Genomic DNA, 14,734 nt, shown 5'->3' with positions numbered 1-14,734 from the left:
CATGACGGTCATCCAAACCCGCGGCCTCACCAAGCGCTACGGTCGGGTGGTGGCCGTGGAGAACCTGAACCTGGAGGTGGCGGAAGGGGAGGTCTTCGGCCTCCTTGGCCCCAACGGCTCGGGCAAAACCACCACCATCCTCATGCTCCTGGGCCTCACCGAGCCCACCGCGGGGGAGGCCCGGGTCCTGGGCCTGGACCCCATGCGGGAGCCCCTAAAGGTGAAGGCCAAGGTGGGCTACCTCCCTGACCAGGTGGGCTTCTACGGGGAGCTCACCGCCTGGGAGAACCTGCGCTACACCACAAGGCTTTTGGGCCTTCCCGAGGCCGAGGCCAAGGCCCGCATTGAGGAGGTTCTAAAGCGCATGGGGCTTTGGGAGGTCAAAGACCGCCGGGTTTCCGCCTTCAGCCGGGGCATGCGGCAGCGCCTGGGCCTGGCGGAGGTCCTCCTCAAAAGGCCCAGAGTGGCCATCCTGGACGAGCCCACCCTGGGCCTGGACCCCGAGGCCGCCCGGGAGTTCTTGGCCCTCATCAAGGGCCTGAAGCAGGAGGGCATCACCGTGCTCCTTTCCAGCCACCTCCTGCACCAGGTGCAGGAGATCTGCGACCGGGTGGGGCTTTTCCACAAGGGAAGGCTCGCCCTCCTGGGCACCGTGGAGGAGCTGGCCCAACGGGTGCTGGGGGGCGGGTACGAGATCCTGGTGGAGGCGAGCCCGGGCCTCGCCCAGGCCTTCGCCGCCTTGGACGGGGTGGCCAAGGTGGAGGCGGAAGAGGGGCGCTACCGCATCCTCGCCACCCGTGACCTCAGGCCCGAGCTGGCCCGCATCGCCGTGACCCAAGGTAGCCTCTACGGCCTCTCCTTACGCAAGCCCAGCCTGGACGAAGTCTACGCCCACTACTTCCAGGAGGTGGCCCATGCGGCGTGAAGGCTCCCCGTGGACCGGGCTTTGGGCCGTCTTCTTCAAGGAGATGGCCGACCACCTCTCGGGGCTCAGGATGCGGATCCTGGAGGCCCTCATCCTCCTTTCCGCCCTGGCCGCCCTATACACGGGCACCCAGACCCTGCGGCAGACCGTGGGGGAGGACCCCTACCTCTACCTCAAGCTTCTCACCACCGCCCAGGACCCCCTGCCCTCCTTCGTGGGCTTCCTCTCCTTCTTTGTTCCCCTGGCGGCCATCGCCCTGGCCTTTGACGCCGTGAACGGGGAGTACGCCCGGGGCACCCTTTCCCGCATCCTCTCCCAGCCCATCTACCGCGACGCCCTCCTCTTCGGCAAGTTCCTGGCGGGGCTCGGCACCTTGGCGGTCCTCCTCCTCGCCCTCTTCCTCCTGGTGGTGGGCCTTGGGCTTTTCACCCTGGGCGTGCCCCCCGAGGCGGAGGAGATGGCCCGGGCCTTCTTCTTCCTCCTGGCCACCCTGGCCTACGCCGGGTTCTGGCTCGCCTTGGGCCTTCTCTTCTCGGTGCTTTTCCGCCAGCCCGCCACCGCTGCCCTGGCCGCCATCGGGGTCTGGCTCTTCTTCGCCGTCTTCTTCCCCATCCTCACCGACCTGGCGGCGAGCGCCCTCCTCCTCCAGGCCGACCCCTTTGACCCAGAAAGCCAGCTGAGGCAGGCCAACCTGGCCCTCTGGATCTCCCGGCTTTCCCCCAACACCCTCTACGCCGAAACCCTCACCGCCGTCCTAAACCCGGCGGTGCGCTCCCTGGGGCCCATCCTCATCACCCAACTGGAAGGGGCGGTGCTCGGGACCCCCTTGCCCCTGGGGCAGAGCCTTCTCCTAGTGTGGCCCCAGCTCACCGGGCTTTTCGCCCTGGTCATCCTCCTCTTCACCCTGGCCTACGTGGCCTTCCAGCGGCAGGAGGTGCGGGCCTAAAAAGGGCCGCGGGCGCGCCCACGGCCCTTACTCCTCCAGCCATTCCGTGGCGTAGGCGCTGGTCTTGGGGATGACGCAGAGGAACTCCACGGGCTCCTCCCCCTCGTTCACGTAGGCGTGCGGGGTGTCGGGGGGAATGTAGACCGCCTGGCCGGCGGAAACCTCCCGCACCTCGTTCCCCAAAAAGACCTTCATGCGCCCGGAAAGCACGTACTGCTCGTGCTCAATGGTGGGGTGCTTGTGCTTGGGGATCCGCCCCCCGGGGAGGAGGGTGAACTTGCGGGTGATGAAGTGGGGCGCCCCGTCCTCGGGGCCGATGAGGACCTGGATGAAGGCCTTCTCCCCCCGCTCCACGGGGCGGGCCTCCACGCTGGCCGCCTGCTTGACCACGGGCTTCATGCCGCCCATTGTAGCAAAAGGCCCTCCACTTCCTCGTCCGTGACCTCGCTGAAGTCCAGGTAGTAGGCCCCCACGGCGGCGAAGTCGGGGGGGGCGGAAAGGGCCACCACCTCCGCCCGCTCCTTCAGCTTTTCCACCGCTTCCGGGCTCGCCACGGGCACCGCCACCACCACGCGCCTCGGGCCCTCCGCCAAGATCACGGAAAGGGCCGCCTCCATGCTGGCCCCCGTGGCGATGCCGTCGTCCACCAACACCACGTCCCTCCCGGCCAGGGGCACCTTGGGACGCACCTTGCGGTAGCGTTCCGCCCGCTTGCGGATCACGTCCTTTTGCCGGGCCGCCTCCCGTTCCAAATAGCTTTGGTCGGCGAACTGCAAGGCGTAGGGGCGGAGGATGAGCTCCCCCCTTTCCCCCACCGCCCCCAAGGCGAACTCGGGGTTGCCGGGCGCCCCCACCTTGCGCACCAAGACCACGTCCAGCTCGCCCCCCAGGCGCCGGGCCACCTCGTCCGCCACCACCACCCCGCCCCGGGGTATGCCCAAAACCACGGGACGCTCCAAGCCCAAGGGTTGTAAGGCCTCGGCCAAGAGGGCTCCGGCGTGCCGGCGGTCACGGAAGCGCATAGGAAACCTCCGCCATCCATGCTACACCAGCCCCTGGTCTTGAACGCGGTATAAAGTGTTTGGTAGCCTGAAGGGCAAAGGAGGGTAGCATGTCCGAAGTCAGCACCAAGCCTTGGTTGGCCCATTACGACCCCGGTGTACCGGCGGAGATAGACGTCCCCCCCATTCCCCTTTGGCGCTTTTTGGAGGAGAGCGCCAAGCGCTTTCCCCAAAACGTGGCCCTGGAGTTTTTGGGGAAAACCCTGACCTACGGGGAAACCTGGGACCTCGCCCGCCGCTTCGCCCAAGGGCTTAAGGACCTCGGGGTGAAACCCGGGGAGCGGGTGGCCATCATGCTCCCCAACTCCCCCCAGTTCGTCCTGGCCTTCTTCGGCACCCTCCTGGCGGGGGGCGTGGGGGTGAACGTGAACCCCCTGTACACCCCAAGGGAACTCAGGCACCAGCTATCCGACGCCGGGGCGGAAACCCTGGTGATCCTGGACCACCTTCTCCCCCGCTTCCTCGAGGTGGAAGGGGAAACCCCGGTGAAGCGGGTGGTGGTCACCGGGATCAAGGACTTCCTGCCCTTCCCCAAAAACCTCCTCTACCCCCTAAAGGCCAAAAGGGACAAGCTTCCCCTGGGCTTCCCCAAGCGGGAAGGGTTTCACGCCTTCCTGGACCTCCTCAAGCGCCCCCCCGCCGCGCCCCACGTGGCCGGTCCCGAGGAGCTGGCCCTTTTGCAGTACACCGGGGGCACCACGGGGATCTCCAAGGGGGCCATGCTGACCCACCGCAACCTGGTGGCCAACGTGCTCCAGATTGACGCCTGGGACCCCACCTCCCGGGAGCTTTTGGGCAAGGGGGTGATGCTGGGGGCCCTTCCCTTCTTCCACGTCTACGGCATGACCGTGGCCATGAACTACGGGCTCTTTTCCGGCTACAAGATCGTCCTTTTGCCCCGCCCGGAAATCGGCCCCATCGTGGAGGCCATAGAGAAGCACGGCGTCACCCACTTTCCCGGGGTCCCCACCCTGTACGTGGCCTTCAACAACTTCCCCGGGATTGAGAAGCGCAACGTCAAGAGCATCCGCATCTGCCTCTCGGGGGCGGCGCCCTTGCCGGTGGAGGTGGCCAAACGCTTTGAGGAGATCACCGGGGCCCGGCTCATTGAGGGCTACGGCCTCTCCGAGGCCAGCCCCGTGACCCACTCCAACCCGGTGGAGGGGGTGGTGAAGAAGGGCTCCATCGGCATGCCCCTCCCCAGCGTGGAGGCCAAGGTGGTGGACGCGGAGGGGCGGGAGGTGCCCCCGGGCGAGGTGGGCGAGCTCATCGTCAAGGGCCCCAACGTCATGAAAGGCTACTGGAACCGCCCCGAGGAAACCCAAAAGGCCCTCAAGGACGGCTGGCTCTACACCGGCGACATGGCCCGCATGGACGAAGACGGCTACTTCTACATCGTGGACCGCAAAAAGGACTTGATCATCGCCGGGGGCTACAACATCTACCCCCGCGAGGTGGAAGAGGTCCTCTACCAGCACGAAGCCGTCCAGGAGGCCGCCGTGGTGGGCGTCCCCGACCCCTACCGCGGGGAAACCGTGGCCGCCTTCCTCGTCCTCAAACCCGAGTACCGGGGCAAGGTGACGGAAAAGGACATGGAGGCCTTCTGCCGCCAAAACCTCGCCGCCTACAAGGTGCCCCGCATCATCGCCTTCCGCGATAGCCTCCCCAAGTCCAGCGTGGGGAAGATCCTGAGGCGGGAACTCAGGGAGGAGTTCGCCAAGAAGCAGGGCTAGCCCCGGGCCCGCGCCACCGCCTCCTTAAAGGCGGCCACCGCCTTGTCCACCTCCTCGAGGGTGGTGGCGCGGCCCAAGGAGAAGCGCAAGGAGGCCTTGGCCTCCTTGGGGGAGCGGCCCAGGGCCAGGAGGACGTGGGAGGGCTCCAGGCTCCCCGCGGAGCAGGCGGAGCCCGAGGACACCGCCACGCCCAAGAGGTCCATGGCGAGAAGCAAAGCCTCCCCGTCCGCCCCCTTCACGGTGACGTTCGTCAGGTGGGGCAGGCGGGCCGTGGGGTGGCCGTTCCGCTCCACCCCGGGCACGGCGAGGAGGCCGGCCTCGAGGCGGTCCCTTAGAGCGGCGAGGCGCGGGGCCTCCTCGGGGAGAAGCCTTAGGGCCTTCTCCAAGGCCACCGCCATGCCCCAGGCCAGGGCCGGGCTTGGCGTCCCCCCCCGCCTCCCCCCTTCCTGGCTTCCCGGCACCAGGGGAAGGAGGTCCACCCCCTGGCGCACCAAAAGGGCCCCCACCCCCTTGGGCCCGTGGAATTTGTGGGCGCTCAAGGAAACAAGATCCGCCCCCACCTCGTCCGCCCGGAAGGGAACATGCCCCACCGCCTGCACCGCATCCGTGTGGAAAAGAACGCCGCGGGCATGGGCCAGTTCGGCCATCTCCCGGACGGGGTAAAGGGTCCCCACCTCGTTGTTGGCCGCCATGACGCTCACCAGGATGGTGTCGGGCCGGAGGGCCTCCGCCACCTGCTCGGGGTAGACGAAGCCCGTGGGGTCGGGCCTAAGCCGGGTGACGGCGAAGCCTAACCGCTCCAAAAGGCGCAGGGCCCCGAGCACCGCCGAGTGCTCCACCTCCGTGCTCACCACGTGGCCCCGCCCCTTGGCCAAGGCCACCCCCAAAAGGGCCAAGGCGTCCGCCTCCGAGCCCCCGCTGGTGAAGACCACCTCCCGGGGCCTTACCCCCAGAAGGGTGGCCACCTTCTCCCTGGCCCCCTCCAGCACCCGCCGGGCTTCCTGGCCGTAGCGGTGGATGCTGCTGGGGTTGCCAAATACCTCCTCCACCCCCCGCATGGCCTCCCGCACCTCGGGGTCCAGGGGGGTGGTGGCGGCGTGGTCCAGATAGATCCCGCGCACCTCCTAAGCCTACCCCGCGGGCTCCAGCTGGATGAGGCGCCTCGCCTCTATGAGCTTCCGTTCCTCAATGAGGTCCTTGAGGGTGGTCCCCCCCAGAACCTGGCGCATGGCCAGGTCCACCCGCTTCCAGAGGAGCTCCGTGGAGCACTGCCCCACCTTGGCGCAGCTTTCCGGGTCCTCAATGCAGGAAACGGGGGCCAGGCTCCCCTCCAGGGCCTCCACCACCTCCAGGGCGGTGACCCGCTCCGGGGGGCGGGCCAGGCGGTACCCCCCTTGGCCCCCCGCACGGAGCGGATGAACCCCGCCCGGCGCAGCTGGGCGGCGATCTGCTCCAGGTAGTGCTGGCTGATGCCCTGGGCCTCGGCCACCTCCTTAAGCGGCACCGCCTCGGGGGCGCGGAGGCCGATCTCCACCAGGGCCCTTAGGCCGTACTGGGCCTTCGTGGAAACCCACATGCCCTAAGTATATCCCTATTTGCCGTGCGGAAATAGCCATTTTGTGAAGGCAAGGGCAAAGAACCCCGCCTGGGCCAGGACCACGCTGGCCCCGCTGGGCCAGTCCAGGAGGAAGGAGAGCAAGAGGCCTAAGAGGGTGGAAAGGGCGGCCAAGAGGAGGGAAAGGAGGGTCATGCGGGCGAAGGTGGGGGAAAGGAGCCGGGCCGTGGCCCCGGGGATGACCAAAAAGGCCGCCACCAAAAGCACCCCCACCACCTTCACCGCCAGAACCAGGCTCACGGCGAGGAAGCCGGAAAGAAGGTAGTCGTGGATGACCACGGGCAGGCGGTCCGCCAGGGCGAGCTCCCGGTCCAAGGTGGCGTAGGCCAAGCTCCCCCAAAGGGGGAGGAGGAAAAGCCCCAAAAGGGCAAGGAGCCCCAAGGCCCAAAGGTCCTCAGGTCCCACCGCCAAGAGGGAGCCGAAGAGGTAGCCCATGGCGTCCCCCACGTACCCCTTGGCCTTGGCCAGGAAGACCGCCCCCAAGGCCACGGAAAGGGCGAAGAAGACACCGATGGCGGTGTCCTCGGAAAGCTCGGTGCGTTCCTTCACGAAGGTGATGGCGAGCGCCACCACGAAGGTGAAGGGGAGGGCGAACCATAAGGGCTCTCCCCGCAGGAAAAGCCCCAGGGCCACCCCGGCGAAGGCGGCGTGGGCCAGGCCATCCCCCAGGAAGGAAAGCCGCCTTTGCACCACGAAGGGGGAAAGGAGCCCGGCCAAGAGGCTCACCAAAAGCCCGGCCAGGAGGGCCCGCTGGAAGAAGGGATAAGCCAAGGCCTCAAGCACCGCTACCCCCCACGTAAAGGCCGTGGGCGTGGCCCAGGTGGCCGAAGGCCTGGCGGAGGCACTCCTCGCTTAGGGCCCGTTCAGGAGGGCCGAAGCCCACCACCTTGCGGTTGAGCACCAGGACGTGGCTGGCGTGGTGGGCCGCCTCCCAGTCGTGGGTGACCATGAGGACCGTGGCCCCCGTTTCCGCCTGATAGGCCTCGAGGTAGCGGTAAAGGTCCACCTCCCCCGCCCGGTCCACCCCCGTGGCGGGCTCGTCCAGGAGGAGGAGCCGGGGCCGGCGTACGAAGGCCCGGGCCAGGTAGACCCGCTGGAGCTGCCCCCCGGAAAGCCGGCCCAAGGGCCTTTCCGCCAGGCCCTCCGCCCCCACCCGGGCCAAGGCGCGAAGGGCCTCCGCCCGCACCTTGGAGCTCAGGCGGAAAGGCCAGCGCCCGAGAAGCCCCGTGGCCACCAGCTCCAGGGCCAAGGCGGGGAAGGAGCGGTCAAAGGCCTTGATCTGGGGCACATAGCCGAACCACAGGGGGTCGGCCTCCGCCAAGGGACGCCCCAAGACCCGCACCCTCCCCCGGAAAGGCACCAGGCCCAAGAGGGCCTTGAGGAGCGTGCTCTTCCCCGCCCCGTTGGGCCCCACGATGGCCACGAAGGCCCCTTCCGGCACCCGGAAGGAGACCCCCTCCAGGGCCCAGAACTCCCCCAGGCGCACGGCGAGATCCTCCACCTCCAGGGCCCACACGCCCTTAACGATACTGAGTTTTCACTATTTGGTCAAGGGGCTACATGAAGCGCTTGCGCCTTTTGTAGGCCTTCACCTCCTTGAAGCTCTTCCGCCCCCCGCCCTTGGCCACCCCCAGGTAGAACTCCTGGACGTCGGGGTTCTCCAAAAGGTAGTCCCGGTTCCCCTCCAACACAATCCGCCCCGTTTCCATGATGTAGCCGTAGTGGGCGATGGAAAGGGCCACCCGGGCGTTTTGCTCCACCACCAGCACCGTGACCCCTTCCTCGGCGTTCACCCGGGCCACGATGTCAAAGATCTCCCGCACCAAAAGGGGGGCCAGGCCCAAGGAAGGCTCATCCAGGAGAAGAAGCCTCGGCTTGGCCAAGAGGGCGCGCCCGATGGCGATCATCTGTTGCTCCCCGCCAGAGCAGTAGCCCGCCAGGCGGTGGCGGAGGTCGGCCAGGCGGGGGAAGTAGTGGTAGATGCGCTCCAGCTCCTCCTTAAGCCGGGCGTCTTTGCGGGTGAGGGTCCCCACCCGCAGGTTCTCCTCCACCGTGAGGTGCTTGAAGACCCTCCGCCCCTCCAGCACCTGGACGATGCCCAGCTTCACGATCTCCTCGGGGGGCAGGCCGTGGATGGGCTTTTCCCCGTAGAGGATCTCGCCCCGCACCACCTCCCCGTCCTCGGGGATGAGGAGGCCGGAGATGGCCCTTAGCGTGGTGGTCTTCCCCGCCCCGTTGGGGCCTAAAAGGGCGGTGATCCGGCCCTCGGGCACCTTGAGGGAAACCCCTCTCAGCACCTGGATGATGTCGTGGTAGACCACCTCAATGTTGTTGACCAAAAGCAGGATGGGACCGAGGTCTTCTGGGCGCGTGGGGTTCAGGCTCATGGCGCGAGGGAAAGGCCCGGGGGGTCGCCCCCCGGGCCTAAGGGGCTACTTGCCGTAGTGCACCTTGCGGAAGAGGGCCGAGGTGAAGGGCTCGGTGATGGGGACGAAGCGGCCTCCCTTGGCCTCAAGGATCCTAAGCCCCTCCGCCCCCGTGCGCTCGCTCTTGGTGAAGTCCACCTCAATCCCCTGCTTGGTGGACACGGCGAGCCCCGGCTTAAAGGCGTTGGGCCCGTTCATGCCCACGATGGCCTGGTACACGGTCTCGTTGGTGGTGCGCTTGAAGCGCTCCTGGGCCCGCTTCATGGCCTCAATGGCGATGGCCGCCGCCAGCATACCCGCGGTGTAGTTGTGGTTCTCCACGTAGCTCGCCGGGCGGCCGAAGCGGGCCACCAGCTCCTTTTGCAGGCGGATGCCGGGGGTGTCGTCCTGGGGGGTGAAGTAGGGGCTCGCCCAGAGGAAGCCTTCCGCCGCCTCCCCCGCCAGGCTCAAGAGGTCCACCCCGCCCGTGTACACCGCCCCCAGGTGGCGCATCTTGCCGGAAAGTCCAAGCCGGCGCGTGTCCTTCAGAATGTTGGCTACGGGGCCCGCCACGTTCTGGTGCACCACGAACTCCACCCCCGCCGCCTCAAAGCGCCGCAGGAGGGCGGTGTTGTCCAGGTTCCCCGCCCCCACCTCCTGCACATCCACGATCTGGAGGCCGAGCTGCTGCGCCGCCTTCTTGGCGTCCTCCACCGGGGCCCGGCCGAAGGGGGAGGGGTGGACCACCAGGGCCACCTTGGCCCCCCGCTTCTGCTTGGCGATGTACTCCAGGAGGGCCACCACCTGCTCGGAATAGGTGGAAACGGGGATGAAGTAGTAGTCCCCGTTGGGGGGGTCAATGAGGCCCACGTGGTTGGAGGCGGGCAGGGTGGGGATCCTAAGTTCCTGGATGAGGGCCTTCATCTGCAGCATGGCCCCCGTGCCGTAGCCCAGGTAAATGGGGATTTTGAACCGGTCCACCGCCTCCTCAAAGAGGCGCTGCGTGGTGGCGTTATCGTAGCGGTCGTCCCGCACCACGCAGCTCAGCACCACCCCCGGGATAGCGCGAGCCATGTGCCGGCAGTAGTCCCTCAATCCCCGCCCCATAGGGGGCCCCCGTCTCCGAGGTGGGACCGGTGATGGCCCCCGACCAGAAAAGGGTCACCTGCTGCTGGCCCAAGGCCAGGCCCAACGCCGCCAAAACCGCCACCAAACCCTTGCGCATACTTCCCTCCTCTAGTACTTAAAAGGCCACGTGCGGAAGTAGCTCCGCACGATGCGCCACCAGTTGTAAAGCCCCCGCGGCTCAAACATGAGGAAGAGGACGATGATGAGCCCGAAGGCCAGGGGCCTTAAGGCGCTCGCCACGTCCACCCCGGCCACGCTGAAGCCCAAGGCCTTGATGAGGTTGGAAAGCGCCTCCATGTTCACGTCTAACAGGACCAGGAACAAGGGTCCGAGGAAGCTTCCCACCAAGGTGCCGAGCCCCCCCACGATGGCCATGGCCAGGTACTTCACGGAGTGGGCGAAGACGTAGTCCTCCATCACCACCGCCCGGGAGAGGTAGGCGTAAAGCACCCCCGCCACCCCGGCGTAGAAGGCCCCCAGGGCGAAGGCGAAGAGCTTGGTGCGCCCCGGGTCCATGCCCATGGCGTCCGCCGCCCGGTCGTTGTCCCGCACCGCCACCAAGGCGCGGCCGTACTTGGTCCGCAAGAGGTTGCGGAAGAAGAGGGCAAGGAGGACGAGGGTCGTGAGGGAAACGTAGTACCAGAAGTGGAAGTGGTTGCGGAAACCCGCCTCATAGCCCAAAAAGCTCCCCCGGGGCATATCCATGGCCCCCCCTTGCTTCAGGAGGGGCAGGTGGCCCACGCTCCACTCAAAGATCATCTGGAAAGCCAAGGTGGCCAAGGCCAAATAGAGGTGCTTCACCCTCAGGCTCGGGATCCCCACCAGGAAGCCGAAGAAGGCGGCCACCAGCCCCCCCATGGGGATCACGAGCCAGAGGGGAAGGCCCTGGGGCGCGAGGAGAGCAGCGGTGTAGGCCCCTACCCCCATGAAGGCCGCCTGGCCGATGTTGATGAGGCCGGCGTAGCCCGTGGTGATGTTCAGGCCAAGCACGGCGATGCTGTAAACCAGGATGAGGTCCAGGATGAAGACCTGGGTGCGGGAGAGGAACTGGGGCAACACGAGGAGAAACGCCAAGAAGGCCAAGAGGGAAAGGAGCTCCCGATGGGTGGCGAAGATGGATGTGTCCTGTGGGTAGCTGGTTCGGTAGTTGCCGGTCTGGGCCCAAGGGTTCCTCATACGCGCTCAATCTCCTCCGTGCCGAAAAGCCCGTGGGGCTTAAACCAAAGGACCAGGAGAAGCACCAGGAAGGGGAAGACATCCCGCGTGCCCCCACCGGGGACATAGGGGTCCAAGAAGCCCGCCGCCAGGTTTTCCAAGACGCCGATCAGGATGCCCGCCACCACCGCTCCCGGGATGGAGTCAAGCCCCCCCAGGATCCCACACCACCGGGAAGACCTTTAGGCCGATGTGGACCAAGCCGTCCAGGTTAAGCCCGGAAATGGTCCCCACCATCACCCCTCCCGCCGCCGCCGCCAAGCCCGCCGCCGCCCAGGCCAAGGCGAAGACCTTGGTCACGGAAACCCCCAGGCTCATGGCCGCCATCTGGTCATCGGCCACGCTGCGCATGGCAACGCCCAGGGTGGAGCGCTGGAAGAACCAGGAAAAGAGCGCCAAGAAGGCCCCGGTGAGGAAAAGGGCAAGGAGCTGGGCGTAGGAAACCCGCACCCCCAGAACGCTCACCCCGCCCTCCGGAAGGAAAGGGGGATAGCCGTAGCTCCCAGCCCCGTAGGGGGTGAGGTGCAAGAGGCCATCCAGGAAGAAGGCCAGGCCGATGGTGGCCATGATGACGGAGATGATGGGCTGGCCCACCAGGCGCTTGAGAAAAACCCGCTCCAAAAAATACCCCACCAAGGCGGTGAAGGCCAAGGCCAAGGGGAAAGCCAAAAGCACGGGAAGCTTCAGGTTCACCAGGAAAAAGTGGGCGGAAAAGGCTCCGATGGCCAGAAGCTCCCCCTGGGCGAAGTTCACCACCCGGCTCGCCTTGTAGATGAGGACGAACCCCAAGGCCACCAAGGCGTATATGAGCCCCAGGACCACCCCGGAAAGGAGAAGCTCTAGGAGAAAACTCACGCCAACACCTCCTCCCGAAGGTCCCACACCGGTACCTGGGCCCGCACCCGCTGCGCGGTCCCGTCCTGGTAGCGGTACTCCGCCTCCACCTCCACCTCCTTGCCCTCGCCGTAAAGGGCCTCCACCAAGGGAGCGTACTTCTTGGCGATGAGCCCCCGGCGCACCTTCCCCGTGCGGGTGAGCTCCTCGTCGTCGGCGTCCAAAAGCTTGTAGAGGAGGACGAAGCGCCGGATCCTAAGCTCCTCCGGAAGCTCGGCGTTCACCCGCTCCACCTCATTGCGGATGAGGGCCGCCACCTCCGGCTTTAGGGAAAGGTCCAGGTAGGTGGTGTAGGCAAGCCCCCGCTCCTCCGCCCACTTGCCCACCGTCTGGGGGTCAATGTTAATGAGGGCCGCCAGGAAGGGCTTGCGGTCGCCAAACACCACGGCCTCTTTGATGTAGGGGGAGAACTTGAGCTTGTTCTCCACGAACTGGGGGCTAAACACCGTGCCCCGCTCGGTGCGCATCACGTCGGAGAGGCGGTCAATGACCACCAGGTGGCCATCTTCCGTGAGGTAGCCGGCATCGCCCGTGTGGAGCCACCCGTCCCGGAAGGTTTCCGCCGTGGCCTCGGGCCTTTCCCAGTAGCCGGCGCACACGGCATCGGAGCGGAGGAGGATCTCCCCTTCCTCGCTGATCCGCACCTCCGTGCCGGGAATGGGCAGGCCCACGGTGTCGTGGCGCACGTCCCCATCCCGGTGCACGAAAGCGATGCCGATGATCTCCGTCTGCCCGTAAATCTGCTTCAGGTTCACCCCAATGGCGTGGTAGAAGCGGAACACGTCGGGCCCCAAGGCGGCCCCGCCGGTGTAGGCGCGGCGCAGGCGCAGGAAGCCCAGCTGGTCGCGCAGGGGCTTAAAGAAGGACCTGGTCGGCCAAAAAGTAGGCGAGGCGAAGGGCAAGGGGCATGGGCCTTCCCCGCATGCGGTACTCCGCCGCCCGGTAGCCCAGGCGAAGGAGCCTTTCGTACACAAAGCGGTTGAAGGCGGGGCTTTCCGAGATGCGCACCCAGATGTTGCTCTGGATCCCCTCCCAGACCCTTGGGGGACTGAACATCACATGGGGGCCGATTTCCTTAAGGTCGCTTAGGGCGGTTTCCACCGCCTCGGGGAAGTTCACGGCGAAGCCCCCGGTGAGGGCCATGGCCACCGACATCATCTGCTCCCCGATCCAGGCCAGGGGCAGGAAGGAGAGGTAGTCGTCCGTGGGCTTCAGGGGGTCCACCTCCTGCAGGGCCACCCCCATGTGGATCAGGTTGCGGTGGCGGAGCATGGCCGCCTTGGGCCTGCCCGTGGTACCGGAGGTGGAGGAAAGGTGGCAGACCTCCTCCGGGCTTGCGGCGAGGAGGAGCTTCTCCACCGCCTCGGGATGGCGCTTGCGGTGCTCCCTTCCCCGCTCCAACAGCTCTTCAAAGGAGAGGAGCCAGGGGTCCCGGTAGCCCCGCATGCCCTTGGGATCCTCGTAGATGACGTGGCGCACGTGGGGGATCTCGTTCCGGATCTCGTAGAGCTTGTCCACCTGCTCCTGGTCCTCGGCCAGGACCACGCTGGCCCCCGTGTAGGCCAGCATGTAGGCGATCTCGGGGGGCAAGGAGCTTTGGTACACCCCCACGCTGATCCCCCGCACCGCCTGGGTGCCGAGCTCGGCGTAAAGCCACTCGGGTATGTTGTCGGCGATGATGGCGAGGCGCTCCCCCGGCTCAAACCCCAAGGCCAGGAGGCCGTGGGCGAAAAGGAGGACCTTCTCGTAGTACTCGGCGTAGGTGATCTCGTTCCAGATGCCGTAGTCCTTTTCCCTTAGGGCCACCCGGTCCCCTTCCTGAAGCGCGCGAAGTCTGAGGAGCTGGGGCAGGGTGTGGCGCTTCATCTCGTAGGAGGGCCGGAGCACCTTCACGCTTCCACCCCCAAGTAGGCCTCCTGCACCCTCGGGTTTTGCGCCACGGCCTCCGGCGGGCCCTCGGCGATGACCTGGCCGAAGTCCAGGACGTAGACCCGGTCGGAGATGTCCATCACCACCCCCAAATCGTGCTCAATGAGGATCACCGTGGTGCCCTGGGCGCGGATCTCCAGGATAAAGCGCACCATGTCCTCCTTCTCCTCCAGGGTCATCCCCGCCATGGGCTCGTCCAGGAGGAGGAGCTTGGGGGAAAGGGCCAGGGCCCGGGCCACCTCCACCCGCTTCCGCACCCCATAGGGCAGGTTCCCCACCAGGGCTTTGCGGTAGGGCTCCAGCTCCATGAAGTCAATGACCTCCTCCACCAGGCGGCGGCTCTTCACCTCCTCCGCTAAGGCCCGGCCGTAAAAAAGCCCCGCCTGGAAGAGGCCGTAGCGGAGGTGGGTGTGCCGGGCCAGCATGAGGTTTTCCAGGACGGTGAGGCCCGAGAAGAGCTCAATGTTCTGAAAGGCGCGGGCGATGCCCTTCCGGGTGATCTCGTGGGGGCTTGCCCGGGTGATCTCCTGGCCTTCAAAGAGGATGCGCCCTCGCTGGGGGTGGTAGAAGCCGGAAACCACGTTCAGGAGGCTCGTCTTTCCCGCCCCGTTGGGGCCGATGACGGAAACGAGCTCCCCCTTATCCACCCGCAGGGAAACGGCGGAAAGGGCGGCCACGCCTCCAAAGGTTAGGGTGACGTTCTCCACGAGTAGCTGGGCCACGGACTCCTCCCTAACGACCGTTTGCCGGGAAGTATAAGGGGGACGGCGGGGAAATGTCAACGCTATGGCGCCAAGGTGTAAAAAACCGTTAGACTGGGTACAGGACTATCTGTGCTACACTCTTTAGGGTATCGGGGCGCAAGCCCCAGGGAGGGAAATGA

Annotated in this window: 11 protein-coding genes and 4 pseudogenes; 3 read left to right on the top strand and 12 right to left on the bottom strand. The window is 66.6% G+C overall.

What is annotated here, in order from left to right:
- Position 1: 1 nt before the first annotated feature.
- The gene (locus QT17_RS02645; RefSeq protein ID WP_039455921.1) at positions 2-925 is read left to right on the top strand and encodes an ABC transporter ATP-binding protein; all 924 of its coding nucleotides are present in this window, start codon (positions 2-4) and stop codon (positions 923-925) included.
- Complete coding sequence (locus QT17_RS02640; RefSeq protein ID WP_039455919.1) at positions 915-1,871, top strand: ABC transporter permease; 957 nt, start codon at positions 915-917, stop codon at positions 1,869-1,871. The genes QT17_RS02645 and QT17_RS02640 overlap by 11 nt, the downstream gene beginning before the upstream one ends.
- A 27-nt stretch (positions 1,872-1,898) precedes the next feature.
- Here QT17_RS02640 and QT17_RS02635 read toward each other — a convergent pair whose 3' ends face one another.
- Both QT17_RS02635 and QT17_RS02630 read right to left on the bottom strand, forming a co-directional pair.
- Positions 1,899-2,279: a cupin domain-containing protein gene (locus QT17_RS02635; protein WP_039455917.1), complete on the bottom strand. Its 381-nt coding sequence runs from the start codon at positions 2,277-2,279 to the stop codon at positions 1,899-1,901.
- Positions 2,267-2,893 (bottom strand): phosphoribosyltransferase, encoded by a 627-nt coding sequence (locus QT17_RS02630; RefSeq protein ID WP_039455915.1) that lies wholly within the window; start codon positions 2,891-2,893, stop codon positions 2,267-2,269. Before QT17_RS02630 ends, QT17_RS02635 begins: the two co-directional genes overlap by 13 nt.
- Before the next feature lie 89 nt (positions 2,894-2,982).
- On the opposite strand from QT17_RS02630, the gene QT17_RS02625 reads away from it, so the two are divergent.
- The gene (locus QT17_RS02625) at positions 2,983-4,665 is read left to right on the top strand and encodes a long-chain fatty acid--CoA ligase (RefSeq protein ID WP_039455913.1); all 1,683 of its coding nucleotides are present in this window, start codon (positions 2,983-2,985) and stop codon (positions 4,663-4,665) included.
- Here the strand turns inward: QT17_RS02625 and QT17_RS02620 are convergent.
- From QT17_RS02620 to QT17_RS02575, 10 genes and pseudogenes are all read right to left on the bottom strand, one after another.
- On the bottom strand, positions 4,662-5,786 hold the full coding sequence (locus QT17_RS02620) for a cysteine desulfurase family protein (RefSeq protein ID WP_039455911.1): 1,125 nt from the start codon (positions 5,784-5,786) through the stop codon (positions 4,662-4,664). The two genes, QT17_RS02625 and QT17_RS02620, sit on opposite strands and share 4 nt — an antisense overlap.
- A gap of 9 nt (positions 5,787-5,795) precedes the next feature.
- A pseudogene (locus QT17_RS02615) lies at positions 5,796-6,241 on the bottom strand (Rrf2 family transcriptional regulator).
- 15 nt (positions 6,242-6,256) lie between these two features.
- On the bottom strand, positions 6,257-7,063 hold the full coding sequence (locus QT17_RS02610; protein WP_039455909.1) for a metal ABC transporter permease: 807 nt from the start codon (positions 7,061-7,063) through the stop codon (positions 6,257-6,259).
- Positions 7,056-7,796 carry a metal ABC transporter ATP-binding protein gene (locus QT17_RS02605; RefSeq protein WP_039455907.1) on the bottom strand — a complete coding sequence of 247 codons (741 nt, stop codon included), beginning with the start codon at positions 7,794-7,796 and terminating at the stop codon, positions 7,056-7,058. Before QT17_RS02605 ends, QT17_RS02610 begins: the two co-directional genes overlap by 8 nt.
- A gap of 40 nt (positions 7,797-7,836) precedes the next feature.
- Positions 7,837-8,667 (bottom strand): ABC transporter ATP-binding protein, encoded by an 831-nt coding sequence (locus tag QT17_RS02600; RefSeq protein ID WP_039455905.1) that lies wholly within the window; start codon positions 8,665-8,667, stop codon positions 7,837-7,839.
- 45 nt (positions 8,668-8,712) lie between these two features.
- A pseudogene (locus QT17_RS02595) lies at positions 8,713-9,910 on the bottom strand (ABC transporter substrate-binding protein).
- Between the two features lie 11 nt (positions 9,911-9,921).
- Positions 9,922-10,989 carry a branched-chain amino acid ABC transporter permease gene (locus tag QT17_RS02590; protein WP_039455903.1) on the bottom strand — a complete coding sequence of 356 codons (1,068 nt, stop codon included), beginning with the start codon at positions 10,987-10,989 and terminating at the stop codon, positions 9,922-9,924.
- A pseudogene (locus tag QT17_RS02585) lies at positions 10,986-11,883 on the bottom strand (branched-chain amino acid ABC transporter permease). The gene QT17_RS02590 and the pseudogene QT17_RS02585 overlap by 4 nt, the downstream one beginning before the upstream one ends.
- Positions 11,880-13,815, bottom strand: a pseudogene (locus tag QT17_RS02580) (long-chain fatty acid--CoA ligase). Before QT17_RS02580 ends, QT17_RS02585 begins: the two co-directional pseudogenes overlap by 4 nt.
- Positions 13,812-14,573 carry an ABC transporter ATP-binding protein gene (locus QT17_RS02575; protein ID WP_039455901.1) on the bottom strand — a complete coding sequence of 254 codons (762 nt, stop codon included), beginning with the start codon at positions 14,571-14,573 and terminating at the stop codon, positions 13,812-13,814. Before QT17_RS02575 ends, QT17_RS02580 begins: the two are co-directional and overlap by 4 nt.
- Positions 14,574-14,734 lie beyond the last annotated feature (161 nt).

This window comes from Thermus sp. 2.9 (genome assembly GCF_000794385.1).
GTDB lineage: Bacteria > Deinococcota > Deinococci > Deinococcales > Thermaceae > Thermus > Thermus thalpophilus.
Note: the sequence above shows the minus strand (reverse complement) of the source record. Positions and strands in the feature narration are given on the sequence as shown.

Coding starts and splice junctions, on each gene's coding strand:
- QT17_RS02645 (WP_039455921.1), top strand. CDS start 2: ATGACGGTCATCCAAACCCGCGGCCTCACCAAGCGCTACGGTCGGGTG.
- QT17_RS02640 (WP_039455919.1), top strand. CDS start 915: ATGCGGCGTGAAGGCTCCCCGTGGACCGGGCTTTGGGCCGTCTTCTTC.
- QT17_RS02635 (WP_039455917.1), bottom strand. CDS start 2,279: ATGGGCGGCATGAAGCCCGTGGTCAAGCAGGCGGCCAGCGTGGAGGCC.
- QT17_RS02630 (WP_039455915.1), bottom strand. CDS start 2,893: ATGCGCTTCCGTGACCGCCGGCACGCCGGAGCCCTCTTGGCCGAGGCC.
- QT17_RS02625 (WP_039455913.1), top strand. CDS start 2,983: ATGTCCGAAGTCAGCACCAAGCCTTGGTTGGCCCATTACGACCCCGGT.
- QT17_RS02600 (WP_039455905.1), bottom strand. CDS start 8,667: ATGAGCCTGAACCCCACGCGCCCAGAAGACCTCGGTCCCATCCTGCTT.
- QT17_RS02590 (WP_039455903.1), bottom strand. CDS start 10,989: ATGAGGAACCCTTGGGCCCAGACCGGCAACTACCGAACCAGCTACCCA.